Raw genomic sequence first — 24,307 nt, forward strand, 5'->3', positions numbered from 1 at the left:
GCGCCTGCCGCTGCGCGGGCGCGGCGACGAGCCGCTGTACGGGCGGCGGCGCACCGGCCGGCCGACCCGGCTGACGGCCATCGGCACCGGGCTGGTCGCCGTCCTGGCGACGCTCGCGGTGGCGGGCGTGGACCGGCTGCTGTTCGACGGCCTGGGCTGGCTGTTCGGCCTCGGCTACCTGGTGGTCTGCTTCCAGCTCGCCGTCCGGGTGCGCTACGCCGACCTGCTGGCCGCACCGATCAGCGGGCCGATCGCCTTCGCCCTCGCACTGCTGCTGCTCGAACCGGTGGGCTCCCCGGGCGTCACCGCCCAGGTGGTCTCGCTGGCGACCGGGCTGGCGCTGCGGGCCGGCTGGCTGTTCTCCGGCACCGGGCTGGCCGCGCTGATCGTGCTCGCCCGGTTCGTCGCCCAGCGCCGGATCCAGCGCTCCCGCTGAGGCCGCTCCCGCTGAGCGGCGGCGCCGCAGGAGCGCCCCTCGCCCCCTCAGCCCCGGCCCCGACCCCGGCCCCTCAGTCCCCGGCCCGATCCCGGCTCCTCAGCCCTCGGCCCGGGCCGCCGCCATGGCGGCCCCGACGATGCCCGCGTCGTTGCGCAGCTCCGCCGGCACCACCCGTGCCCGGCGGTCCTTCAGCAGCGGCAGGAACTTCTCGTGCTTGCGGCTCACCCCGCCGCCGATCACGATCAGCCCCGGCGAGAAGAGCATCTCCACCAGGTCCAGGTACTCGTCGACCCGCCCGGCCCACTGCTCCCAGTCCAGCCCGTGCCGCTCCTTGGCAGCCGAGGAGGCCCGGCGCTCGGCGTCCTTGCCGCGCAGCTCCAGGTGGCCCAGCTCGGTGTTGGGCACCAGCGTCCCGTCCACGAACAGGGCGCTGCCGATGCCGGTGCCGAAGGTGAGCACCAGGACCACGCCCGACTCGCCCCGCCCGGCGCCGTGGGTCAGCTCGGCCAGCCCGGCCGCGTCCGCGTCGTTCAGGACGGTCGCGGGCATGCCGAGCGCCTGGCGGAAGAGGCCCGCCGCGTCCAGGCCGATCCAGCCCTTGTCCACGTTGGCGGCCGTCCTGGTATGACCGTCGACGACCACGCCGGGGAAGGTCAGCCCGACCGGGCCCTGGTGGTCGAAGTGGCGGACCACCTCGCAGACGGCGGCGACCACGGCCTCGGGGGCGGACGGCTGCGGGGTGAGCACCTTCCGGCGCTCCTCGGCGAGCACGCCCCGGGCGAGGTCGACGGGCGCGCCCTTGATCCCCGAGCCGCCGATGTCCACGCCGAATACCGCCGTCATCACGTCCGCCCTCCGCCGTCGGCCGCGGACGGGCGTCCGCGGCCGGTGCCTTGTCCACAGCCTGTGCACAAAGCTACGAGAGCGCGCCCGGGCGCGCACAGCGGAAGGCCCGGTACCCCGCGCGGGGTGCCGGGCCTTCCGGGTGGGGTCAGAGCTTGCCAGCCGCCTCGGCGCGCAGGTCACGGCGCAGTTCCTTGGGCAGCGAGAAGGTCAGGTGCTCCTCGGCGGTCTTGACCGTCTCGACCGTGTCGTAACCGCGCGTGGCCAGGAACTCCAGCACGCCGTCGACCAGGATCTCCGGCACCGAGGCGCCGCTGGTCAGGCCGACCGTGGTGACGCCCTCCAGCCACTCCTCGCGGATCTCCTCGGCGAAGTCCACCAGGTGGGCGGCCTTGGCGCCGTACTCCAGGCCGACCTCGACCAGGCGGACGGAGTTGGAGGAGTTCTTGGAGCCGACCACGATCAGCAGGTCGGTCTCCGGGGCCAGCTGCTTGACCGCGACCTGGCGGTTCTGGGTGGCGTAGCAGATGTCGTCGCTGGGCGGGCTGACCAGCCCCGGGAAGCGCTTCTTCAGCTCGCCGACGGTGGCCATGGTCTCGTCCACGGACAGGGTGGTCTGGGACAGCCAGACGACCTTGGACTCGTCCCGGACCTGCACGTTGGCGACGTCCTCGGCACCGTCCACCAGGTGGATCCGGTCCGGGGCCTCGCCCATGGTGCCGATGACCTCCTCGTGGCCCTCGTGGCCCACCAGCAGGATGTCGAAGCCCTCGTCGGCGAAGCGCACGGCCTCCTTGTGCACCTTGGTGACCAGCGGGCAGGTCGCGTCGATGGTGGCCAGCCGGCCCGCCCGCGCCTCGTCGTGGACGGCCGGGGCGACGCCGTGCGCGGAGAAGACGACGATCGAGCCCTCGGGCACCTCCTCCGTCTCGTCGACGAAGATCGCGCCCTTCTTCTCCAGGGTCTGCACCACGTACTTGTTGTGGACGATCTGCTTGCGGACGTAGATGGGCGCCCCGTACTGCTCCAGGGCCTTCTCCACGGCGATCACGGCGCGGTCGACTCCCGCGCAGTAGCCCCGGGGGGCGGCGAGCAGGACACGGCGCTGCGCGGTCTTGGACATGGCTCCATCGTACGGGCGGCCGCGAGCGGCGCCCGCCCGCCGGGCCCCCGGCGCGAAGCCGCGCCGACGGCGGACACATTCCGTGCAGACCCGGTCAACAGCGCTCAAAATATGGTGTCTATGAGCTCTGTGAGCGAGCAGGTGACGCCGAGCGGCCTGCGCCGCAGCCTGGGCGTCCGCGATCTGATGGTCTACGGACTGCTGTTCATCGCCCCGATGGCCCCGGTCGGCGTCTTCGGCGTGCTGGACGCCAAGAGCCACGGCGCCGTCGCCACGGTGTACCTGGCCGCGACGGTGGCGATGGGCTTCACCGCCTTCTCGTACGCCCAGATGGTGCGCGCCGTGCCGCAGACCGGCTCGGTGTTCGCCTACGCCCGGGCCGGACTGGGCGAGGGGCCGGGCTTCATCGCCGGGTGGATGGCGATGCTCGACTACCTCCTGATCCCCGCCGTGGCCTACCTGTTCTCCGGGATCGCGCTGAACTCCCTGGTCCCGGACGTCTCGCGCTGGGTCTGGACGGCGCTCGCGGTGGTGGTGACCACCGCGCTCAACCTGGTCGGGGTGCGGACGGCGGCGGTGGTCGGCTTCGCGGTGCTCGCGATGGAGATCGCGGTGCTGGCGGTGTTCGTGGCCGCGGCCGTGGTGGCGCTGGCCCAGGGCGGGGCCCAGCGCGGCTGGGACACCCCGTTCACCGCCGTCGGGGCCTTCTCGATGACCGCGGTGGTCTCCGCGGTGTCCGTCGCGGTGCTCTCCTACCTGGGCTTCGACGCGATCGCCACCTTCGTGGAGGAGGCGGTCGGCGCCTCGGCGGCGGTGGCCCGGGCGGTGCTCTGGTGCCTGGCGCTGGCCGGGGTGCTGTTCGTCGCCCAGACCTACCTGGCGGCGCTGCTGGAGCCGCTGGGCCCGCAGCAGCTGGCCGCCGACCCGGCGGCGCAGGGCTCGGCCTTCTACGACACCGTGGAGAGCGGCGTCGGGCACTGGCTGCACGTGCTGGTGGCGGCCAGCAAGGCGATCGGCGCGGCCTTCGCGGCCCTGGCCGGGCAGGCCGCGGCCGGGCGGCTGGTCTTCGCGATGGGCCGGGAGGGCCGGCTGCCGCGGCTGCTCGGCTCGGTCGACCCGGGCAGCGCGGTGCCGCGCCGGGCGCTGCTGGCGGCCGCGGTGATCACGATGGCGGCGGCGGTCTGGGCGGCCGACCGGGACGACGGGCTGGACCAGCTCACCTCGGTGGTCAACGTGGGCGCGCTGACCGCCTTCGCGCTGCTGCACGCCTCGGTGATCGGCTGGTACGCGGTGCGGCACGGCTCGCGGCGGTGGCTGCGGCACGTGGTCGTCCCGGCGCTGGGGATCGCGGTGATCGGGGCGGTGGTGTACGAGGCCTCGCCCACCGCGCAGATCGTCGGGCTGGTCTGGCTGGCGGTCGGCCTGGTGGTGCTCGCCGTCCAGGGCGCCGCCCGCGGCGGGGCCGACGGGCGGCGCCCTGGACGGCTTCCCCGGTGACCGCCGTCGGGCCGCGCGGGGCCGGGCGCGGCCTCGGCCGTACCGACCCGCGACGACGCGGTCTCGGCCGTGTCGGCCCGCGCCGCTAGCCTCGTACGCATGGCCAACACCAGCTCCCCCGAAGCGCCGCTCCCGGTCGGCAAGGTCTCCGCGCTGATCGGCGGCTGGGTCGACCGGCTCGGCGCGGTCTGGGTGGAGGGGCAGATCACCCAGCTCAGCCGGCGCCCCGGCGCGGGCGTGGTGTTCCTGACCCTGCGCGACCCGCAGGCCGACGTGTCGCTCACGGTGACCTGCTTCCGCTCGGTGTTCGACCAGGTCGCGGAGGTGGTGCAGGAGGGCGCGCGGGTCGTCGTGCACGCCAAGCCGGAGTGGTACGCGGCGCGCGGGCAGCTGTCGCTGCGCGCCTCGGAGATCCGCCCGGTGGGCCTCGGCGAGCTGCTGGCCCGGCTGGAGCAGCTGAAGCGGCGGCTCGCCGGGGAGGGCCTGTTCGCGGCCGAGCGCAAGCGGCCGCTGCCGTTCCTGCCGCAGTGCGTCGGGCTGGTCACCGGGCGCGGCTCGGCCGCCGAGCGGGACGTGCTGGAGAACGCCCGGCGGCGCTGGCCGGCCGTCCGCTTCGAGGTGCGCAACGTCCCGGTGCAGGGGGTCAGCGCGGTGGAGCGGGTGAGCGCGGCGGTGCGGGAGCTGGACGAGCACCCCGAGGTGGACGTGATCATCGTGGCCCGCGGCGGCGGCAGCGTGGAGGACCTGCTGCCGTTCTCGGACGAGGGGCTGGTGCGGCTGGTCGCGGCCGCCCGTACGCCGGTGGTGAGCGCGATCGGGCACGAGCCCGACCAGCCGCTGCTGGACTTCGTGGCCGACCTGCGCGCCTCCACCCCGACCGATGCGGCCAAACGGGTGGTTCCGGACGTCGGCGAGGAGCTGGCCAAGGTCCGTCAGCTGCGCGACCGCGCCCGCCGGCACGTGCTGTCCCGGGTCGACCGCGAGCAGCACGGACTGGACGGGGTGCGCAGCCGCCCGGCGCTGGCCGCCCCGCACCGGATGCTGGACGGGCGCGGGCAGGAGGTGGACGGCCTGCTGGAGCGGGCCCGGCGCACCCTGCGGCACCGGCTGGACCACGCGCAGAGCGACCTCGGCCACACCCTGGCCCGGGTGGTGGCGCTCTCCCCGGCGGCCACCCTGGAGCGCGGCTACGCGGTGCTCCAGCGGGCGGACGGCACGGTGGTGACCGACCCGGCGCAGGTCGCGCCCGGCGAGGGGCTGCACGCCCGGGTGGCGGGTGGCGGCTTCGACGTCACGGCGGCCGACGGAGGCTGACGCTGTCACCCGCACCCCCTACGCTGGCACGCATGGCAGAGCAGCAGGAGCAGCAGGACGCGGCGGCGCCGAACCCGGACGACGCGCTGGGCTACGAGCACGCCCGGGACGCGCTGCTGGACGTCGTCCGGCAGCTGGAGAACGGCGGGACGTCGCTGGAGGAGTCGCTGGCCCTGTGGGAGCGCGGCGAGCAGCTGGCGAAGGTGTGCCAGCGCTGGCTGGACGGCGCCCGGGCCCGGCTGGACGCCGCCCTGGCCGCCGAGGAGGGCGCGGGCCCGGGCGGGGAGTGAGGCAGGTCACATTCGCTTGGGGAATCGTTGAAACTTCACCTATGTTGGATGAAGTGACCGGCTGCGGCCGATCATACCGACGAACCCCCTTTCGCATGAGGTGCAGAAGCATGACCACCGACGCCCTGGTACTCGACGCCGCCGCCCAGGACCTGCTGTTCCGCGAGGCCCGCACCGCGAACACCTTCACCGACGAGCCGGTCACCGAGGAGCAGGTCCAGGCCATCTACGAGCTGGTCAAGTACGGCCCGACCGCCTTCAACCAGCAGCCGCTGCGCGTCGTCCTGGTCCGCTCGACCGAGGGCCGCGAGCGCCTCGTCCAGCACCTCGCGGACGGCAACAAGGCCAAGACCGCCGCCGCCCCGCTGGTCGCCGTCCTCGCCGCGGACAACGAGTTCCACGAGGAGCTGCCGACCCAGTTCCCGCACTTCCCGCAGGCCAAGGACGTCTTCTTCTCGGAGCGCAGCGTCCGTGAGCAGTCCGCCACGCTGAACGGCGCCCTGCAGGCCGCGTACTTCATCATCGGCGTGCGCGCCGCCGGCCTGGCCGCCGGCCCGATGACCGGCTACGACGCCGAGGGCATCAACAAGGAGTTCTTCGGCGACGGCGAGCACTCGGTGCTGGCCGTGGTCAACATCGGCAAGCCGGGCGACGACGCCTGGTTCCCGCGTTCGCCGCGCCTGGCCTACGACGAGGTCGTCACCACCGTCTGATCCGCCCCGCGCGCAAGGGCCCCGCACCGGTTCGTCCGGTGCGGGGCCCTTCGGCGTCGTCCAGGATGCTCCGGCGCGTGCCGGGCGGGGTGGAGCGGGGGCGGGCTACTTGAGCGCCTGCGCCAGTTCGGCCAGCTCCTCGTAGGAGGCGGTGCCGGTGAGCAGGGTGGTCCCGGGGCCGGTCTGCACGGTCAGCGCGCGGGCCTTCTCGCCCTGCACGCGCTCCCAGGCGCGGCCGGCCACCTCGGCGGTGCCGTCCGGCTTGGCGCCCGTCACGTAGGCGGCCAGCAGGGAGTCGCGCGGCACGTCGCTCTGCTCGACGGCCGCGTACTGGCCGGAGGGGGTCACGAAGCCCAGGTGCCAGGCGTTGCCCCTGCCGTTGTTCTGGTCGGCCGGCTTGTAGCTGACCGAGGTGGCCCGCCACTTGTCGGACAGCCCCTCCGGGGAGAGCACCGGGTACGGCGCCGCACGCCTGGCGGTGGAGGTCTCCACCTTGTACGCGACCTCGTGCACCGGGTCGCCGTTGGCGTCGTGCGGGAGGAACAGGTACCCGATCCAGACGACGAAACCGACCACCAGCATCGACAGGACCATGTCCCGTACGGTCTGCCGGCCCCTCATGCCCTTGTTGTCTGCTGCCACCCCCACATGGTGACTCATCCACATCCCGGGGCGGTCACCAGGGGTATTCACGTCCGGGTGAAACGGGATGAACAGGCGTTTTCCGCCACAGAGCAGCGACCCGCGCCACAGACAGTCATCTCGTGGGCAGATACGATCGCAATACCCTCACCACGGCGTTCGACCTGGCAGTAGTCGGGCGCTCACTGGTCGTCGCGTACAGAGAGGTAACGACGATGTCCACGCAGTACCCGCACCAGCTTCCCAGTGCCCTGGAGGTCGCGCCCGAGGCTCCGGACCGGAACCTCGCGCTCGAACTCGTCCGGGTCACCGAGGCGGCCGCGATGGCCGCCGGCCGGTGGGTCGGCCGGGGTGACAAGAACGGCGCGGACGGCGCCGCCGTGAAGGCGATGCGCACCCTCGTCTCGACCGTCTCGATGAACGGCGTCGTCGTCATCGGCGAGGGCGAGAAGGACGAAGCCCCGATGCTCTACAACGGCGAGCGGGTCGGCGACGGCACCGGCGCCGAGTGCGACGTCGCGGTCGACCCGGTGGACGGCACCACGCTGACCGCCAAGGGCATGAACAACGCGGTGGCCGTGCTGGCCGTCGCCGACCGCGGCACCATGTTCGACCCCAGCGCCGTGTTCTACATGGACAAGCTGGTGGCCGGACCGGAGGCGGCCGAGTTCGTCGACATCACCGCCCCGGCGGCGGTCAACATCCGCCGGGTCGCCAAGGCCAAGGGCAGCGCCGTCGAGGACGTCACCGTCGTGGTGCTCGACCGCCCGCGCCACGACGGCCTGGTCCGGGAGATCCGCGAGGCGGGCGCCCGGATCAAGTTCATCTCGGACGGCGACGTGGCCGGCGCCATCATGGCCGCCCGCGAGGGCACCGGCGTCGACCTGCTGATGGGCGTCGGCGGCACCCCGGAGGGCATCATCGCGGCCTGCGCGATGAAGTGCATGGGCGGCGTGATCCAGGGCCGGCTGTGGCCCAAGGACGACGCCGAGCGGCAGAAGGCCCTGGACGCCGGCCACGACCTGGACCGGGTGCTCACCACGGACGACCTGGTCAGCGGCGAGAACGTGTTCTTCGTCGCCACCGGCATCACCGACGGCGAGCTGCTGCGCGGCGTGCACTACCGCTCGGAGACCGCCACCACCAGCTCGCTGGTGATGCGCTCCAAGAGCGGCACCATCCGCGAGATCAACTCCACCCACAAGCTCTCGAAGCTGCGGGCGTACAGCGCGATCGACTTCGACCGCGCCAACTGAGCCCGGTAGGCGGTAGCCCGGTCCGCCGGGCTACCGCCTACCGGGCCCCGCGGCGACGCGCTTCGCGGCCCCGGCGGAATCCCCCTCCGCCGGGGCCGCGGCGCACCGTCCTCCCGCTCTCGGGCCCGCCCTCACCCGGCTATCCGGCGCCGACCGGCCGCCGTCACCCGGGCCGCCTCGCGCAGCTCCGCGTCCCGGCGGCGGCGCCGGGCCAGCACCACCCGCCGCTCGGCGGCCGTCAGCCCGCCCCAGACCCCGTACGGCTCCGGCTGGGCCAGCGCGTGCTCGCGGCACTCCAGCAGCACCGGGCAGCGGGCGCAGACCTGCTTGGCCTGCTCCTCGCGCGACAGCCGGGCCGCCGTCGGCTCCTTGGAGGGCGCGAAGAACAGCCCCACCTCGTCCCGCCGACACGCGGCACCGGTGTGCCAGGGATTGTCCTCGCCCGCGGGGGAACCCGCCGGGCCGCCCGGGGGCTGCGGCTGCGGCCGGACGCCGGGGCGGCGCTCCAGGACCTGCGCGGCGGCGACTGGCGAGGTGGTGCGGGACTCGATCGGATGCAGCACGGCCGTACTCCTGACGAGGCTCTCGGACACGGGGACCCCTCGCTCCCCCGCCGGCTGCGAGCCCCCGCTGTCCAACCCCGGCACGGCCGCTCGGCCGCCTCCGGTGCGCAGCCGTCCAAGAAGCGATGTGCGGAAGGAACTACCCCGCTCGGCCGCGATTCATGCACACTGCACGCAATCGACTACGCAGAGCACTGGCCGCAACGCCGAGCGCCCGGCCGGGAGTTGGCTCCCGGCCGGGCACTGTGCAGGTCAACGGCGGTCAGTCGGTGCCGAGTTGACGGCGCACCCACTCCTTCAGCTTCTTGCCGCGGCGCGGCTTGGCCTCGCAACCGCCGAACAGCGCAAGGCCCTTGACCCGGACAACCGGAGCGTACGGGTCCGCCGCGGTCTGCTCGCGGACGTCGAAACCGCCGAAGATGCCGATGCCGGACCCCTGGAGGCTCACGTTCTCCGGGACCCGGATCTGGACCCCGCCGAAGATCGCCGTCACCGTGATCTCCACCTCGGGGGACTCGAACACGGCGTCGCTCAGGTCGATGTCCACGCCACCGAACGCGGTGAAGGCGCTCAGGTGCGAGCCCACCCGCCAGCGGCCCTTGCGGGACGCGCCGCCGAAGATCGCCACCACCGTCGGGGCCTCCTGGCGCGCCGGCTGCTGCGGCGGCGGCCCCTGCGGGGCGCTCAACGGCTGCTTCTCGAAGGACAGCGGGCGGGCCGGCAGGTCCCGGGTCAGCGGCGCGAGGTCGCCGAAGGTCTTCGAGGCGTACGCGGCCTCGATCCGCTCGGCGTGCTCGTCCGCGTCCAGGCGCCCCTCGGCGTAGGCGTCGCGCAGCAGCTCCGCGACCTTCTCGCGGTCGGCGTCGGAGACGCGCAGCTCCGCCTCCGCGGCCGGCGCGTGCGGCCGCGCCGCGGCCCCGGCCTCGGGCCTGAGTTCGGGTCTGCTCTCTGACTTGGGTTCGGGTTTGGTCATCGGTACGGGCGCCGGCACCGGCGGCTGCCCCGAATCGTCGTGCGACGGCGAGTTGTCCACGGGGTCAGCCTAGTCGCTCGCACTCCTGCGCGAGTGAGCCCGGTCACGCAAGGCTGCCCTGTCCGCATGCCGACTTCCGGCGGGTCCTACCCTGGATGGTGCTTCGCCGACGCAGCCGCACCACTGGACCCCTAAGGACCGCCCCGATGGCTCCCACGCCAGACTTCGAGTACAGCGACCTGCTCCCCCTGGGCGCTGACCCGACCCCGTACCGCAAGCTCACCTCCGAGGGCGTCTCCACCTTCGAGGCCGGCGGTCGCACCTTCCTCCAGGTCGAGCCCGAGGCGCTGCGGCTGCTGACGGCCGAGGCGATGCACGACATCTCGCACTACCTGCGCCCCGCCCACCTCGCCCAGCTGCGCCGCATCCTGGACGACCCGGAGGCCAGCCCCAACGACCGCTTCGTCGCGCTCGACCTGCTGAAGAACGTCAACATCTCGGCCGGCGGCATCCTCCCGATGTGCCAGGACACCGGCACCGCGATCGTCATGGGCAAGCGCGGCCAGAACGTGCTGACCTCCGGCGGCGACGACTCCGCCATCGCGCGCGGCGTGTACGACGCCTACACCAAGCTCAACCTGCGGTACTCCCAGATGGCCCCGGTGACCATGTGGGACGAGAAGAACACCGGCAACAACCTGCCGGCCCAGATCGAGCTGTACGCCACCGACGGCGACGCGTACAAGTTCCTGTTCATGGCCAAGGGCGGCGGCTCCGCCAACAAGTCGTACCTGTACCAGGAGACCAAGGCCATCCTGAACGAGGCGAGCATGCTCTCGTTCCTGGAGCAGAAGATCCGCTCGCTGGGCACCGCGGCCTGCCCGCCGTACCACCTGGCCATCGTGATCGGCGGCACCAGCGCCGAGTTCGCGCTGAAGACCGCCAAGTACGCCTCGGCGCACTACCTGGACAACCTGCCGACCTCGGGCGACGCCAAGACCGGCCACGGCTTCCGCGACCTGGAGCTGGAGGCCAAGGTCACCGAGCTGACCCAGAAGATCGGCATCGGCGCCCAGTTCGGCGGCAAGTACTTCTGCCACGACGTGCGCGTGGTCCGCCTGCCCCGCCACGGCGCCTCGCTGCCGGTCGCGATGGCGGTCTCCTGCTCCGCCGACCGCCAGGCGCTCGGCAAGATCACCGCCGAGGGCGTCTTCCTGGAGCAGTTGGAGACCGACCCGGCGAAGTACCTGCCGGACACCACCGACGAGCACCTGGACGACGACGTGGTGCGCGTCGACCTCGACCAGCCGATGTCCGCGATCCGCGCCGAACTCTCCAAGTACCCGGTGAAGACCCGGCTCTCGCTCACCGGCACCCTGGTGGTCGCCCGCGACATCGCCCACGCCAAGATCAAGGAGCGCCTGGACGCCGGCCAGGGCATGCCCAAGTACCTCCAGGACCACCCGGTCTACTACGCGGGCCCGGCCAAGACCCCCGAGGGCTACGCCTCCGGCTCCTTCGGCCCCACCACGGCCGGCCGGATGGACTCCTACGTCGACCAGTTCCAGGCGGCCGGCGGCTCGATGGTCATGCTCGCCAAGGGCAACCGCAGCAAGCAGGTCACCGACGCCTGCGCCCAGCACGGCGGCTTCTACCTCGGCTCGATCGGCGGCCCGGCCGCCCGCCTCGCCCAGGACTGCATCAAGAAGGTCGAGGTGCTGGAGTACGCCGAGCTCGGCATGGAGGCGGTCTGGCGCATCGAGGTCGAGGACTTCCCGGCCTTCATCGTCGTCGACGACAAGGGCAACGACTTCTTCCGCGAGACCACCGAGGGCCCGCTGATCACCAGCCTGCGCGTCCGCTCCAAGGAGTAACCCCGCGCGGGACCAACCCCGCACGCCCCCGAACCGCCCCGGCCGCCCCGCGCCCGGGGCGGTCTTCGTTCGCCTGTCGCATGGCATCCGGTACCGGAGACTCGTACCATTGCGGTACGGACATCCGGTACCCGAGTGGAAGGCCGTCCCATGGCGATCAGTGCGAGCGAGGCGCGCACGCAGCTCTTCCCGTTGATCAAGAAGGTCAACGACGACCACGCGCCGATAAGGATCACCTCCAAGGGCGGGGACGCCGTGCTGATGTCCGCGGAGGACTACGACTCCTGGCAGGAGACGATCTACCTCCTGCGCTCCCCCGCCAACGCGCAGCGGCTCATGGAGGCCGTCGCCCGCGACAGGGCCGGCCACCCCGGCGTCACCAGGACCATGGAGGAACTGGAAGCGCTGGCGGGTGAGGTGTGAGGAGCGTCCATTTCGACCCCGACGGCTGGGAGGACTTCCTGTTCCGGCTCGGGTCCAACCGGAAGATGGCTCAGCGGATCACCCGCCTGATCGGCGAGATCCAGCGGGACCCCTTCGACGGCATCGGGAAGCCCGAGCCGCTGAAGGGCGACCTGGCCGGCTACTGGTCGCGGCGGATCGACGACGAACACCGGCTGGTGTACCGGGCGGACGAGAAGGAGGTGAAGATCCTCAAGGCCCGCTACCACTACCAGTAGCAACCGCGGGCCGACCTACCCGGCTCAGGCGTCGAAGTCGTACTCCAGAACGTAGGAGGCGGCGTCCAGGATCATCTCGTTGAGTTCGACGACCTGGCCCTCGTCGGCGAAGGCGGTGCGGCAGATCAGGATGACCGGGGTGCCGGCGGACAGCTCCAGGCGGGCGGACTCGTCGGCGCCGGGCATCCGGGAGCGGACCTCCTCGCGGAAGTGCACGGGCTTGGCGCCGATCTCGGCGAGCCGGGCGTAGGTGCCGCCGGGGCCGGTGTCCTCGCGGGTGATGGCGGTGCCGGAGACCAGCACGGCGGGCAGGTAGGAGGTCGAGAGCAGCACCGGCTTGCCGTCCAGGACGAAGCGGCGGTGCCGCACGCACATCGGGGCGCCCGGGTCGACCCCGAGCACCCGGGCCACGTGCTCGGGCGCGCCCCGCTCGGTGACGGACACCTGGTCGACCACCAGGCTGCGGTTGTCGATGTCCGCCGACCATATCGACCGGCCGGACCCCCACTGCCCCTGCGCCAGCCGCTGGATGCCGCGCCGGCGCAGCGGCCGGAAGTCCCGGACGAACACCCCGGCGCCGCGGCGCGCCTCGGCGATGCCCTCGCTCTGCAGCACGCCCAGCGCCTGGCGGGCGGTCATCCGGGCCACGCCGTACTCGTCCATGAGGTCGTTCTCGCCGGGCAGGCGGTCGCCCGCGCGGTACCGGCCGGTGTCGATGGCCTCCTTCAGCGCTTCGGCGATCCGCTGGTACTTGGGCTGCTTGTCGCCATTGCTGCCGGTCATCGCCGCTCCCTCTGCCTGGGACAAATCGTAGGCGTGCCCGCGGTCGCCGGTAAGGAGATACGACCGTTGACATCTCTAGAGATATTAGCTTCTCTAGAGATGCTGGCCAGTCGCCGACCAGAGCGAGGAGCAGCACGGTGAGCACCCGACAGCGCAACGCCCCGGCCTACCGGCCCCACGTGGGTGAACTCGTCCTCGACCGGAGGACCGGACGCACCGGCATCTACATGGACACCATCGGCGGCGAGCACTACCTGCGCCCCGAGGGCGGCGGCCGGGAATGGGCCGCGGAACCGCACCACGTCGCCCCCGCCCCCGAGACCCGCGATTCGGCTGATTGAGATCGGCATCGGGAATTGCGGAAAAATCCACGCAAACCACAACAATCAGGACCGGGCAATCCCCCTGGTGAATCCGGAATTCCGGAACGCGCGGCGCCCGACGCCGGGCACGTTACGGATAACGCCGGTCACCATGCGTGCACCATGGGCGGGAATCGGCCACCGCGATGCACCCGCACACGAATTGGCGCGCGCATAACCAACAGCGCCCCCGCGCCCGGACGGGGGCACGGGGGCGCACGGTCGGAACGGCTTACGGGTGGCCGCCGACGAGGGTCTCCGGCTCGTACGGGCCGCCCGGCTTGCCACCGGCCCGGTGGTCGGGCTCCTCGATGTACTGGCCCTCGTCACCGAAGGCGGCGTTCTCGAACGCGTCCTTCTCCGCGTCGGTCGGCGCCGTGTACTCGGTCGGGTTCGAGGACGCGGCCACCGCGCCCTCCACAGCCTTGCCCGCCTCCACAGCGGCGGCCGGGGCCTCGGTCTTCGCCGCGTTCTCGGGCGTGGACGGCGCCGGGGTCTCGCTCTGGTCGTTGGCCATTGGGAGGCCGCCTTTCGGTCATCAATTGTCTTCAGCCCGACCTCTGTGGCACGGGCGCGCGGACAGTATCGTAGGGTTGATTAAATGTCCGATAAACATCGTGCGACTTGCGGCACCGTCCGGCAGAGTCGGGCGTCCGCCTAAGCTGAACCACCGCGGCGGACCGCCGAGCGCCCTTTCACGGAATCGACACCACAGGCCATCGGGGGACTTCATGGAGTTTCTGGAGACGCCGCAGAACCCTGCGCTGCGCTTCCAAGTCCTCGGTCCGGTCCAGGCCTGGCTCGACGGGAAACCCCTGTCCCTCGGATCCCCCCAGCAACAAGCCGTTCTGACCACGCTCCTGCTGCACTCCGGACGCCCGGTCACCACCCAGGACCTCGTGAACGCGCTCTGGGGCGAGCGGCCCCCGGCCCAGGCGGTGGCGGCGCTGCGCACGTACGTCTCCCGCCTGCGCTCCGTCATCGAGCCCCGGCGCGAGGTGCGCCGGCCCGCCGAGCTGCTGGTCTCGGTCGCCGACGGCTACGCGCTGCGCATCCCGGGCGAGGCCCTCGACCTGACGGTCTTCGAGCGGCTCGCCGGCGAGGCCGCGGCCGCCCGGACCGCCGGCGACAAGCGCGAGGCGCACCGTCTGCTGGTGCGGGCGCTGGACCTGTTCAGCGGCCGTCCGCTCACCGGCATCCCGGGCCCCTACGCCGACGCCCAGCGGCTCCGGCTGGCCGAACGCCAGGTGGCCGCCGCGGAGGAGCTGTGCGCCGCCGCGCTCGACATCGGCCTGCACGCCGAGATCGTCGGCGAGCTCAACAACCTGACGGCCGAGCACCCGCTGCGCGAGCGGCTGCGCGAACTGCTGATGCTGGCGCTGTACCGCTGCGGCCGCCAGGCCGAGGCGCTCGGCGTCTACACCGACACCCGCAAGCTGCTGATCGAGGAGCTCGGGGTCGAACCCGGCGCGGGGCTGTCCGCGATGCACACCCGCATCCTCGCCGCCGATCCCGACCTGGCCCCTCCCGCGGTGTCCGCTCCGGCCGCCCGCGAGGAGGGTCCGGCCGCGCCTCCGGCCCAACTCCCGGCGGACGTCTCGGACTTCAGCGGTCGCACCGAGCTGGTGGGCGACCTCTCGACGGTCCTGATGAACGCCACCGGCCAGGCCGTGGTGGTGACCTCGCTGGCCGGGATCGGCGGGGTCGGCAAGACCACCCTCGCCGTGCACGTCGCCCACCGCGTCCGCGCCGAGTTCCCGGACGGGCAGCTGTACGTCGACCTGCGCGGAGCCGGTGCCTCGCCCGCCGACCCGGTGGGCGTCCTGGGCGACTTCCTGCACGCGCTCGGCGTCACCGAGAGCCCCGACTCGCTGGAGCAGCGCGCCGCCCTCTACCGCTCGCTGCTCGCCAGCCGGCGGATGCTGATCCTGCTGGACAACGCGCGCGACGCCGACCAGATCCGACCGCTCATCCCCGGGGTCTCCGGCTGCGCGGTGCTCGCCACCAGCCGGTCCCGGCTGGCCGGCATCCCCGGCGCCCAGCTGTTCGACGTCGAGGAGCTGACCCCGCAGGAGGCGCTGGCGCTGTTCTCGGCCATCGTCGGGGAGCAGCGGGTCGCCGCCGAGCCGGAGGCGGCCATGGCGGTCGTCACCGCCTGCGGCTTCCTGCCGCTGGCGGTCCGCATCGCCGCCGCCCGGCTGGCCAGCCGGCCGCGGTGGAGCGTCTCCGACCTGGCCAGTCGGTTAGCCGACCAGCGCCGTCGCCTGGACGAGCTCCAGCTCGGCAACCTCGCCGTCGAGACCACCATCGGGCTCGGGTACGGACAGCTGTCCGTGCCCGAGGCCCGCGCCTTTCGGCTGCTCGCCCTGATCGACTCCCCCGACATCCCGCTGGCGTCCGCCGCCGCGCTGCTCGGGGTGGACGAGTACACCGCCGAGGACCTCGCCGAGGCGCTGGTCGAGGCGAACATGCTGGAGTGCTTCACGCCCGGCCGCTACCGGTACCACGACCTGCTCCGGCTCTACGCCCAGCGGCAGAACGAGCGGATCGGCGACACCGAGGAGCAGGAGCGCGCCGTCCGACGGCTGCTCGACCTGCTGATCCCGACCCTCCGCACCGCGACCCAGCTCATCGAGCCGGACGACCCGCTGCCCGAGCTGCTCACCACCCCCGTCTCGGCCGGGATCGGCCTGCCGACCAGCGGCTCCGCCCAGGACTGGCTCCGGACCGAGGGCGCCCTGCTGCTCAGCGCCGCGGCCGCGGCGGCGGACGGCCCCCGCGCCTCACGGCACGCGGCGATGGACCTGATGATCCTCTTGTACGGTCTCGGCCCGGACCCCACCCACGGCCCTCAGGGGCGGCAGATCCTGGAGACCATCGGCGGCGAGGCGGAGCGCTGCGGCGACCGCGCCGCGCTCGCCCGGGTCCACGTCGCCCTCGGCACCCTGCAGTCCGTCACCAGCGACTTCCAGGGGTCCGAGCAGTCCTTCCGCCGGAGCCTGGAGCACCAGGCCCCGGACGAGCCGACCTTCCTGCTGCTGGCCACCGCCAACATGCTGGGCGTGATCCTGAACCTCGGCAACCGGCCGGCCGAGGCCCTGCAGTTCCTCGAACAGGCCCGTGCCACCAGCCGGGCCGTGGCCGCGCCGATCCTGGAGGCCCGGGTCGTCAGCAACATGGCCCGGGTGCAGCACCGGCTCGGCATGACCGAGACGGCGATCCGGTCAGCCGGCGAGGGCGTCGCCGCCGCGCGGCAGTCCAACAGCGGCCCGCTGCTCGCCCAGACCCTCTACCAGCTGGGCGTGGTGCTCGCCGGCGGCGAGGCCGTCCCGCACCTGCGGGAGGCGCATCGGCTCTACCGGTCGCAGCAGAACCCCCTCTGGGAGGGCTTCACCCTGGCCCGGCTGGCCTCCGCCCTGCTCGTCGCCGACCAGCACGCCGAGGCGGCCTCGGCGGCCGGCGAGTCACTGGCGCTCGGGCAGGAGATGGACTCCGCCTACTGCCAGGGCCTGGCGAACGCCGCACTGGGCGAGGCCCTGTTGGCGCTCGCCCAGCCGGCTCGTGGACTCGCCTGCCTCCAAGAGGCCCATGCGATCTTCACACGGCTCGGTGTGCCTGAGGCCTCCCCCGTGGCGGACCTCATCTCCCAGCAGCACACCGAGCCCTTCTCTCCCCCCGCGCCGTAAGGCTTCCGCTCCCCCACGGACAACCTCCCCCGTTCCGCGCGTCGGCGCCCCCGCAGCCCCCCGGCTGCGGGAGCGCCCTCAACGCTTCCCCGGCGCTGGACTCCACTGTGCACCGCGCCGATTGACGTTCGATAAACGTCCGATAGTCAGCCCGCGGATGGACAAAACCGCAGGTCATCGACCTTCCCCGGGCGCATCGTCCGGCGTGCGGGGCCGCGCGCACAACCCCGTCCGCACCCTCGTGCTTCCGCAACCCGGGCCACAACGGCCCAAGCACGGCGAGTTGGCCGGAAACGGACCCCATGGCGCAGTGATCACGCATATTCTCAGATGCCAGTACGCACACGAGTGTCGGCCGGAAACGCGTCGGGGTGCAGTCCGTCCGTGTGGTGCGGAGAGCGTGACGTACCGCCACCGGCAGCGGCCCCCGGGGCCGCGGAGGAGCCACCGGAGGCCACGGGTGGAAGGGTGCCTCGCAACGTGACGACCGGACAGATATCCGACCCGTTCCCCGTCGGCGAGGACGCCGGCGACGACGAGCCCGAGGTACGGCGGCGGCGGGCGGCCCGGGCGCTGCAGGCGGTCGCCTTCGACACCATCGGCGCCGGGTACGGCGAGGCCTTCCCGGCCAAGGACGGCCAGCTGGCCTGCGGCCGTCGGCTGGTCGCCGAGCTCGAACCGGGCGCCCGGGTGCTGGACGTCGGCTGCGGCACCGGTGACCCGACCGTCCGCCAGCTGGCCGCGGCCGGTCTGCGGGTGACCGGCGCGGACCTCTCCGACGGGATGCTCACGCTGGCCCGGCGGACCGTCTTCCCGGGCGGGTTTGCGCCAGTGTTCCATCGGATCGACCTGTACGATCTGGCCACCGAGCGGGCGGACCGGGTCTGGAACGCCCCCGACCTGGGGTCGGAGGGCCGGGGCCGCTTCGCCGCGATCACCGCGTTCTTCTCGCTGATCCTGCTGCCGCAGGACGAGATCCCGACCGTGCTGGGGCAGCTGCGCGAACTCCTGCGGCCGGCCGGACTGCTGGCGCTCGGTATGGTCGAGGCGGACCTGGATCACGTTCCGCTTCCGTTCCTTGGCAGAGAGCTGCGGATCAGTGGGTATCTGAGGGAGGATCTGGAGCGGGTTCTGGTCTCGGCCGGCTTCGCCGTCGAGGAGTGCTCGGGGCATCCGTACGCACCGGCCAGTACCTCGCTGCCGCCGGAGGAACAGCTGTTCCTGTGCTGTCGACGCGTCGGCTGATCGAACCGGGACAGGACCGGCCGCACCCGTGGCCGACGCAACAGAACAGCTCACCGACCACACCGAATCCAGGACAGGCAGCCGTGCGCGACCAGCTCAAGACCGAGGCGGAGCAGCCGCCCGCCGTCCCGGGCCAGCGCCGCCAGGTCCCGGCCGCGACAGCGGGCCCGACACCGCCGGCCCCGGGCCTGACGGCGGCCCCGGTCCCGGCCCTGGCAGCGGCCCCGGCCGCCGCGCGACGGACGGGCGCACGACCGGAGCGCACCGAGATGGCGGACCGCCTGGCGTACCTCGACTCGGCGACCCGGCGGATCAACAGCGCCCTCGACCTCGCCGCGACGCTGCGCAACATCGGCCGGGTGCTGGTCCCGACGCTCGCCGACGCCGCCGTCATCCACCTGCGCGACCCGCTGCCCAACGTCGAACGCGAGCCCGGGTTCCCGGAGGAGCTGCGGATACACCACAGCACCGGCACCCGGATCGGCCGCCGCGGCCGCCCGAGCGGCATGGACGACCGGCGCCGCTCCCGCTACGGCGCCCGCTCGACCGCCGACGGCGGCCCGGCCACCCCGGTGACCCGCGGCGGGGCGCTCGCCCACGCCCTGCTGAGCCGCCGCCCCGCCGACCCCGCCGTCCTCGGCACCCCCTCCGCCGAGCGCGCCGAGACGCTGCTGCGCGAGCTGTACGGCACCCGCGGGGTGGCCCGGCTGGCCGCCGGCACCTCCGTCCTCGCCCTGCCGCTGCGCGGCCGCAAGGCCGTGCTCGGGCTGCTGATACTGATCCGCCGCCCTCCCGAACGCACCGGCCGCCCGGTCTTCGACGCCGCGGACACCGCGACCGCGGCGCACCTCGCCACCCAGGCCGGGTTGGCCGTGGACACCGCGCTGCGCTACGCCCGCGAGTGGGAGATCGCCAACGAGCTCCAGCGCAGCATGCTGCCGCTGCGCCTGCCGCAGTCGCACGGGGTCCGGATCGCCCAGCGCTACCTGCCCGGTGAGCGCGGCGCGCAGGTCGGCGGGGACTGGTACGACGCCGTCCCGCTGCCCGGCAACCGGGTCGCCCTGATCGTCGGCGACGTGATGGGCCACTCGCTCACCTCGGCCGCCATCATGGGCCAGCTGCGCACCAGCGCCCAGACCCTGGCCGCCCTCGACCTGCCGCCGCACGAGGTGCTCTACCACCTGGACGAGCAGGCCCAGCGGCTCGGCCGCGAACAGCACCTGGCCACCTGCGTCTACGCGGTGTACGACCCGATCGCCAACCGGGTGGTGATGGCCAACGCCGGGCACGTCCCGCCGGTGCTGGTCCGCCCGGACGGCACCGCCGAGCTGGTCGAGCTGGACTCCGGGGCGCCGATCGGCGTCGGCGGGGTGGACTTCAACTCCGTCGAACTGCCCGCGCCGCCCGGCTCGGCGCTGCTGCTGTTCACCGACGGCCTGGTGGAGACCCGCACCCGCCCGATCAGCGACGGCCTGGAGGTGCTGCGCGCCCGGATCGCCGCCGCCCGCTGGCAGTCCCCCGAGCAGCTGTGCCAGGAGGCGCTGCGGATCCTGCCGCCCGGCGACCGGGGCGACGACATCGCGCTGCTCGGCGCCTGCTTCGACGGCATCCCGGCCGGGGACGTCGCGCACTGGTACCTCCAGCCGCGCAACGAGACGCCGGGCCGGGCCCGCCGGCTGGCCGCGCACACGCTGCGCCGCTGGGGGCTGGACGAGCTCAGCGAGGCGACCGAGCTGATGGTCAGCGAGCTGGTGACCAACGCCGTCCAGCACGCGACCCGGCCGGTCACCCTGAGCCTGGTGCGCACCACCCGGCTGCGCTGCGAGGTCGGCGACGACAGCCCGCTGCTGCCGCGCCCGCGCCGCACCGGGCCGGAGGACGAACGCGGGCGCGGGCTGCAGATAGTCGCCCGGTGCGCGGACCGCTGGGGCGCGACCAGGCTGGGCACCGGCAAGGTGGTCTGGTTCGAGCAGCGGCTGCCCGTCCAGACCTGACGGCGCCCGGCGGGAACGGGTCCCGCCGGACGCCCGGACCTGCCCCCGGGTCTCAGACCCGGGCGGGCTCCCGCGCCGGCCCCTTCTCCAGCTCGGCGATCAGCTGCTCGCCCTCCATGTCGACCTTCGGCACGACCTTCTCCAGCCGCTTCGGGAACCACCAGGCGGCCCGGCCGAACAGCGCCATCGCGGCCGGCACCAGCGCCATCCGCACCACGAAGGCGTCCACCAGCACGCCCACCGCGAGGGCGAAGCCGATCGGCTGGACGATCGGGTCGTGGCCGAAGACGAACGAGCCGAACACCGCCACCATGATCAGCGCGGCCGCCGTGACCACCCGGGCCCCGTTCTTCACCCCGCCGACGACCGCCTCGCGCGGCGCCGCCCCGTGGACGTGCTGCTCCTTCATCCCGGAGACCAGGAACAGCTCGTAGTCCATCGCCAGCCCGAACAGCACGCCGATCAGCAGGATCGGCACGAAGCTCACCACCGGCCCGACCTTGGGCACGTCGATCAGCCCGTCCAGCCAGCCCCACTGGTAGACCGCGACCACCGCGCCGAGCGAGGCGGTGATGCTGAGCAGGAAGCCGGCCACCGCCTTGAGCGGGACGAGCACCGAGCGGAACGCCAGCGCCAGCAGCACCAGCGCGATCCCGACGATCACCGCGAGGAATCGCGGCAGCGCCTGGCCGAGCTTGGTGGAGACGTCGATGTTGGCGGCGGTGGTGCCGGTGACGGCGATGTCCGCGCCGGTCGCCGCCCTGAGCTCCGCCTTCTGGCCGCGGATCTCGTTGACCAGCGCCTTGGTGTCCTCATGGTCCGGGCCGGTCCGCGGGATGACGGTCACCAGCGCGGTGCCGCTCGCCTGGTCGACGGTCGGCGGCAGCAGCGTCGCCACGCCGTCGAGGGTCTGGAGCTTCGCGGCCACGCCCTGCACCGCCTGCTCGGGCCGCGGCGCGCCGTGGGCGTCCACCACGACCACCAGCGGCGCGTTGAAGCCCGGCCCGAAGCCCTCGCCCACCAGGTCGTACGCCTTGCGCGCGTCCGTCCCGGCGGCCTGCGAACCGCCGCTCGGCAGGCCGAGGTTCAGGCTCGCGGCGGGCACCGCCAGGGCGCCCAGCCCGGCCAGCCCGACCAGCAGGACGGGCAGCGGGCGGCGGACCACGAAGCGGCCCCAGCGCTCGCCCAGGGTGGTGCGGCCGTTGGTGGTCAGGGCCCGCTTCCAGACCGGCAGCCGGTCGATGGCGCGGCCGGTGAAGCCCAGCACGGCGGGCAGCAGCGTGATCGCGACCAGGACGGCCACCACGACGGCCGCGGAGGCGGCCAGGCCCATCACGGTGAGGAAGGGGACGCCCGCGACGGAGAGCCCGGCGAGCGCGACGACCACGGTCAGACCGGCGAAGACGACGGCGCTGCCGGCGGTCGCGGTGGCCCGGGCGGCGGCCTCCTCCGGCGCCAGGCCCTCGTCCAGGTGGCGGCGGTACCGGAAGAGGATGAACAGCGCGTAGTCGATGCCGACCGCGAGGCCGACCATCAGGGCCAGCACCGGCGCGGTGGTGATGATCTCGAAGGAGCCGGTGAGCGCCAGCAGGCCGGCCATCGTCACGCCGACGCCGACCAGCGCGGTCAGCAGCGGCAGCCCGGCGGCGACCAGCGTGCCGAGGGTGACCACCAGGACCACCCCGGCCACCGCCAGGCCGATCGCCTCACTGGCGCCCTCGATCTGGGCCATGGTGTTGTAGGCGTCGCCGCCGAAGGCCACCTCCAGGCCGGCCGCACGGGCCGGCTCGGCGGCGGCCTTCACGGCCTCGCGCTGCCCGTCGGTGACGTCGGCGAGCTTGTGGTCGAAGGAGACCAGGGCGATCGCGACCTTCCCGTCCGGCGAGAGCGCGCCGGTGGCGTACGGGTCGGGCACCGCGGCCACGCCCGGCACCTGGGCCATCCGGGCGACGGCCTCGCCGACCGCCCGGCCCGCCTCGGGCGTCCCGATGCCGCCGGGGGCGCCGGCGGCGAAGACGACCTGCGCGGAGCCGTGGCCCTGCGCCGGGAAGGTGTCCTTGATCCGGTCCAGGGTGGCCTGCGCCTCGGTGCCCGGGACCTTGAACTCGTCGGTGGTCTTGCCGGCGAAGGCGCCCGCGGCCCCGCCGACGGCGATGAGCAGGGCGATCCAGACGGCGACGACGGCCCGCCGTCGCCGGAAGCAGAAGCGGCCCAGTCGGTACAGGTACGTGGCCATCGGCGGTCCCTCGGGTCGGTCAGGGCAGGTCGCGTCCCACCGTAGACCGAACTTTGTCGGGTGACAAAGTTGGCCGACAAGATCGTGCGACGCAGTTGCCCGACCATGGCGCTACCCTGGCGGGATGGCACACGTCCCCGCCTCCGAACGCCGACCGCAACTGGTCCAGGCCGCCATCGACCTGATGACCAGGGAGGGGATCGCGGCCGGCAGCACCCGCGCGATCGCGGCCGAGCTGGGCGTGGCACAGGCGACGGTGCACTACACCTTCGGCACCAAGAAGGACCTCTACCGGGCGATCGTCGAGCGGCTGACCTCCGACTTCGTCGGCGAGGTGCGCGCCGCCTCCCCGGGCGACGGCGCGTTCGGCGAGCAGGTCCGCACCCTGGTGCAGGCGCTCTGGGAGGCCGCCACCGGCGAGCACGGGCACTGCGTGCTGCTGAGCGAGTTCGGGGCGCTGGCGCTGCGCGACCCGGACATGCGGGAGATCATGCTGGAGATGCAGCACGACATCGAGGGCACCGCCGTCGAGATGCTCGACGCCCTCGCGGCCGCCCACGGCCTGACCCTGGCACTGCCCGCCCGCCGGATCGCCGTCCACTTCCTCGGCGGCTTCGACGGCCTGACGGCCCGCCACCTGACCCTGCGCAACCCCGGCGACCGGCCCGACCCGGACACCCTGGAGGCGCTGGAGCTGCTGGTCGCCACGACGGTCGGGCTCTGCCTGGGCACCCCGGCCGCCCGCCCCGAGCCGGGCTGGCACGGGGACCAGGACGGGCGCTGAGCCGGGACGGGCTCTAGGACACGATCCGGACCGGCAGCTCGACCAGCACCTCGCGCAGCGCGGCCGCGAAGCGCTCGTACTCGGCGCTGCGGGCCGAGCCCGGCCGGACGGCCAGCCCGATCCGGCGGCCGGGCGCCGGGGCGGCGAAGCGGACGGCGGCCAGCCGGTCGGTGCGCCCGGCCTCGACGTCCAGTGCGGTGGCGGGCAGCAGGGTCACCCCGAGGCCGCCGGCGACCAGCTGGACCAGGGTGGACAGGCCGGCCGCCCGGGTGGTCGAGCCCGCCGGGTCGGCACCGACCTCGCGGCAGATGTCCAGCGCCTGGTCGCGCAGGCAGTGGCCCTCCTCCAGCAGCAGGACCTCCAGGTCGAGCAGCACGTCGCGCGGTACGTCGATCCGACCGGCGAGCGGGTGGGTGGGCGGCGTGAGCAGGACGAAGTCCTCGTCGAACAGCGGGATGTCCCTGGTCGGCGAGGTCCCGCCGGCCGGCAGCGCGAGCAGCAGGACGTCCAGCCGGCCGGCGGCCAGGCCCTCCAGCAGCGAGGGGGTGCGCTCCTCGTGGACGTGCGGCTCCAGGTCCGGGAAGCGGTCGCGGACCAGCCGCAGCACGGTGGGCAGCAGGTAGGGCGCGACGGTCGGGATGACGCCCAGGTGCAGCGGCCCGGTGAACGGGCGGCGGGCGGCCTCGACCTCCTCGGTGAGGGCCTGCAGCGAGGCGAGCACCCGGCGGGCGTGCTGGTGCACGCGCTCCCCCAATGGGGTGACAATCACCTTGCGCGTCGTACGCTCGACCAGTTGTGCGCCCAGCGACTCCTCCAGCGCCGCGACCGCCCCGGACAGCGCGGGCTGGCTGGTCCCGGTGGCGGCGGCGGCCTCCCGGAAGTGCCGGTGCTCGGCCACCGCGACGAAGGCCCGCAGCTGGGCGACGGTCGGGGTGCGAGGACTGCGGACTGTGGCGCTCGCCACAGTCGGGTCGGCCTTCGTGCCGCCGTTCCTGCGGGAACCCGGCCGC

At 73.5% G+C, this 24,307-nt stretch carries 23 protein-coding genes; 14 read left to right on the forward strand and 9 right to left on the reverse strand.

Annotated elements, in window-relative coordinates; all coding sequences use genetic code 11:
- The coding region (locus ACWDCZ_RS11615; RefSeq protein ID WP_449815843.1) for a DUF6542 domain-containing protein at positions 1-436 on the forward strand (436 nt) is incomplete at its 5' end.
- A gap of 99 nt (positions 437-535) precedes the next feature.
- Here ACWDCZ_RS11615 and ppgK read toward each other — a convergent pair.
- Entirely contained in the window at positions 536-1,282 is a 747-nt protein-coding gene (gene ppgK / locus ACWDCZ_RS11620) for a polyphosphate--glucose phosphotransferase (RefSeq protein ID WP_074001336.1), read from the reverse strand.
- 148 nt (positions 1,283-1,430) lie between these two features.
- Positions 1,431-2,405, reverse strand: coding sequence for a 4-hydroxy-3-methylbut-2-enyl diphosphate reductase (locus tag ACWDCZ_RS11625; protein WP_049651726.1), 975 nt, complete (start codon positions 2,403-2,405; stop codon positions 1,431-1,433).
- 120 nt (positions 2,406-2,525) lie between these two features.
- Here ACWDCZ_RS11625 and ACWDCZ_RS11630 point away from each other — a divergent pair, with 120 nt between their 5' ends.
- The 4 genes from ACWDCZ_RS11630 to ACWDCZ_RS11645 all read left to right on the forward strand — a co-directional run bounded on the left by ACWDCZ_RS11630 (position 2,526) and on the right by ACWDCZ_RS11645 (position 6,219).
- The gene (locus ACWDCZ_RS11630) at positions 2,526-3,902 is read left to right on the forward strand and encodes an APC family permease (RefSeq protein ID WP_449815844.1); all 1,377 of its coding nucleotides are present in this window, start codon (positions 2,526-2,528) and stop codon (positions 3,900-3,902) included.
- 99 nt (positions 3,903-4,001) lie between these two features.
- The gene (xseA, locus tag ACWDCZ_RS11635) at positions 4,002-5,216 is read left to right on the forward strand and encodes an exodeoxyribonuclease VII large subunit (protein WP_375874164.1); all 1,215 of its coding nucleotides are present in this window, start codon (positions 4,002-4,004) and stop codon (positions 5,214-5,216) included.
- A 32-nt stretch (positions 5,217-5,248) separates the two neighbouring features.
- Positions 5,249-5,506, forward strand: a complete 258-nt coding sequence (locus ACWDCZ_RS11640; RefSeq protein WP_049651723.1) for an exodeoxyribonuclease VII small subunit — start codon at positions 5,249-5,251, stop codon at positions 5,504-5,506.
- A gap of 110 nt (positions 5,507-5,616) precedes the next feature.
- Entirely contained in the window at positions 5,617-6,219 is a 603-nt protein-coding gene (locus tag ACWDCZ_RS11645) for a malonic semialdehyde reductase (protein ID WP_449815845.1), read from the forward strand.
- A 105-nt stretch (positions 6,220-6,324) separates the two neighbouring features.
- On the opposite strand, the gene ACWDCZ_RS11650 is transcribed toward ACWDCZ_RS11645, so the two are convergent.
- A complete protein-coding gene (locus tag ACWDCZ_RS11650; protein ID WP_310593165.1) occupies positions 6,325-6,861 on the reverse strand; it encodes a DUF4245 domain-containing protein in 537 nt (178 codons plus the stop codon).
- 215 nt (positions 6,862-7,076) lie between these two features.
- Here ACWDCZ_RS11650 and glpX point away from each other — a divergent pair, with 215 nt between their 5' ends.
- Positions 7,077-8,117: a class II fructose-bisphosphatase gene (gene glpX, locus ACWDCZ_RS11655; RefSeq protein WP_049651720.1), complete on the forward strand. Its 1,041-nt coding sequence runs from the start codon at positions 7,077-7,079 to the stop codon at positions 8,115-8,117.
- A gap of 131 nt (positions 8,118-8,248) precedes the next feature.
- Here glpX and ACWDCZ_RS11660 read toward each other — a convergent pair whose 3' ends face one another.
- The gene (locus ACWDCZ_RS11660) at positions 8,249-8,626 is read right to left on the reverse strand and encodes a WhiB family transcriptional regulator (RefSeq protein WP_049651731.1); all 378 of its coding nucleotides are present in this window, start codon (positions 8,624-8,626) and stop codon (positions 8,249-8,251) included.
- Between the two features lie 316 nt (positions 8,627-8,942).
- Positions 8,943-9,713 (reverse strand): DUF1707 SHOCT-like domain-containing protein, encoded by a 771-nt coding sequence (locus tag ACWDCZ_RS11665; protein ID WP_234348375.1) that lies wholly within the window; start codon positions 9,711-9,713, stop codon positions 8,943-8,945.
- A 146-nt stretch (positions 9,714-9,859) separates the two neighbouring features.
- On the opposite strand from ACWDCZ_RS11665, the gene ACWDCZ_RS11670 reads away from it, so the two are divergent.
- The 3 genes from ACWDCZ_RS11670 (at position 9,860) to ACWDCZ_RS11680 (ending at position 12,207) form a co-directional block, all read left to right on the forward strand.
- Positions 9,860-11,527 carry a fumarate hydratase gene (locus ACWDCZ_RS11670; protein WP_049651719.1) on the forward strand — a complete coding sequence of 556 codons (1,668 nt, stop codon included), beginning with the start codon at positions 9,860-9,862 and terminating at the stop codon, positions 11,525-11,527.
- A 150-nt stretch (positions 11,528-11,677) separates the two neighbouring features.
- Positions 11,678-11,950: a type II toxin-antitoxin system Phd/YefM family antitoxin gene (locus tag ACWDCZ_RS11675; protein WP_387968461.1), complete on the forward strand. Its 273-nt coding sequence runs from the start codon at positions 11,678-11,680 to the stop codon at positions 11,948-11,950.
- Positions 11,947-12,207 carry a Txe/YoeB family addiction module toxin gene (locus ACWDCZ_RS11680; RefSeq protein WP_380778971.1) on the forward strand — a complete coding sequence of 87 codons (261 nt, stop codon included), beginning with the start codon at positions 11,947-11,949 and terminating at the stop codon, positions 12,205-12,207. Before ACWDCZ_RS11675 ends, ACWDCZ_RS11680 begins: the two co-directional genes overlap by 4 nt.
- Before the next feature lie 24 nt (positions 12,208-12,231).
- On the opposite strand, the gene ACWDCZ_RS11685 is transcribed toward ACWDCZ_RS11680, so the two are convergent.
- Positions 12,232-12,990 carry a GntR family transcriptional regulator gene (locus ACWDCZ_RS11685; protein WP_049651716.1) on the reverse strand — a complete coding sequence of 253 codons (759 nt, stop codon included), beginning with the start codon at positions 12,988-12,990 and terminating at the stop codon, positions 12,232-12,234.
- A 137-nt stretch (positions 12,991-13,127) separates the two neighbouring features.
- Here ACWDCZ_RS11685 and ACWDCZ_RS11690 point away from each other — a divergent pair, with 137 nt between their 5' ends.
- Positions 13,128-13,331, forward strand: a complete 204-nt coding sequence (locus ACWDCZ_RS11690; protein WP_049651715.1) for a hypothetical protein — start codon at positions 13,128-13,130, stop codon at positions 13,329-13,331.
- Between the two features lie 253 nt (positions 13,332-13,584).
- Here the strand turns inward: ACWDCZ_RS11690 and ACWDCZ_RS11695 are convergent, their stop codons facing one another.
- Positions 13,585-13,869 carry a hypothetical protein gene (locus ACWDCZ_RS11695; protein WP_449815846.1) on the reverse strand — a complete coding sequence of 95 codons (285 nt, stop codon included), beginning with the start codon at positions 13,867-13,869 and terminating at the stop codon, positions 13,585-13,587.
- 214 nt (positions 13,870-14,083) lie between these two features.
- Between ACWDCZ_RS11695 and ACWDCZ_RS11700 the strand changes: the two genes are divergently transcribed.
- From ACWDCZ_RS11700 to ACWDCZ_RS11710, 3 genes are all read left to right on the forward strand, one after another.
- Positions 14,084-17,038: an AfsR/SARP family transcriptional regulator gene (locus ACWDCZ_RS11700; RefSeq protein ID WP_049651713.1), complete on the forward strand. Its 2,955-nt coding sequence runs from the start codon at positions 14,084-14,086 to the stop codon at positions 17,036-17,038.
- A gap of 573 nt (positions 17,039-17,611) precedes the next feature.
- Complete coding sequence (locus ACWDCZ_RS11705; RefSeq protein ID WP_380737674.1) at positions 17,612-18,283, forward strand: class I SAM-dependent methyltransferase; 672 nt, start codon at positions 17,612-17,614, stop codon at positions 18,281-18,283.
- A 269-nt stretch (positions 18,284-18,552) separates the two neighbouring features.
- The gene (locus ACWDCZ_RS11710; protein WP_416876265.1) at positions 18,553-20,277 is read left to right on the forward strand and encodes an ATP-binding SpoIIE family protein phosphatase; all 1,725 of its coding nucleotides are present in this window, start codon (positions 18,553-18,555) and stop codon (positions 20,275-20,277) included.
- Between the two features lie 52 nt (positions 20,278-20,329).
- On the opposite strand, the gene ACWDCZ_RS11715 is transcribed toward ACWDCZ_RS11710, so the two are convergent.
- Positions 20,330-22,513, reverse strand: a complete 2,184-nt coding sequence (locus ACWDCZ_RS11715; protein WP_449815847.1) for an MMPL family transporter — start codon at positions 22,511-22,513, stop codon at positions 20,330-20,332.
- 124 nt (positions 22,514-22,637) lie between these two features.
- Here ACWDCZ_RS11715 and ACWDCZ_RS11720 point away from each other — a divergent pair, with 124 nt between their 5' ends.
- Positions 22,638-23,297: a TetR/AcrR family transcriptional regulator gene (locus ACWDCZ_RS11720; protein ID WP_449815848.1), complete on the forward strand. Its 660-nt coding sequence runs from the start codon at positions 22,638-22,640 to the stop codon at positions 23,295-23,297.
- A gap of 13 nt (positions 23,298-23,310) precedes the next feature.
- Here the strand turns inward: ACWDCZ_RS11720 and ACWDCZ_RS11725 are convergent, their stop codons facing one another.
- On the reverse strand, positions 23,311-24,261 hold the full coding sequence (locus tag ACWDCZ_RS11725) for a LysR substrate-binding domain-containing protein (RefSeq protein ID WP_082346232.1): 951 nt from the start codon (positions 24,259-24,261) through the stop codon (positions 23,311-23,313).
- Positions 24,262-24,307: the final 46 nt, after the last annotated feature.

Source organism: Kitasatospora sp. NPDC001225, assembly GCF_053597855.1.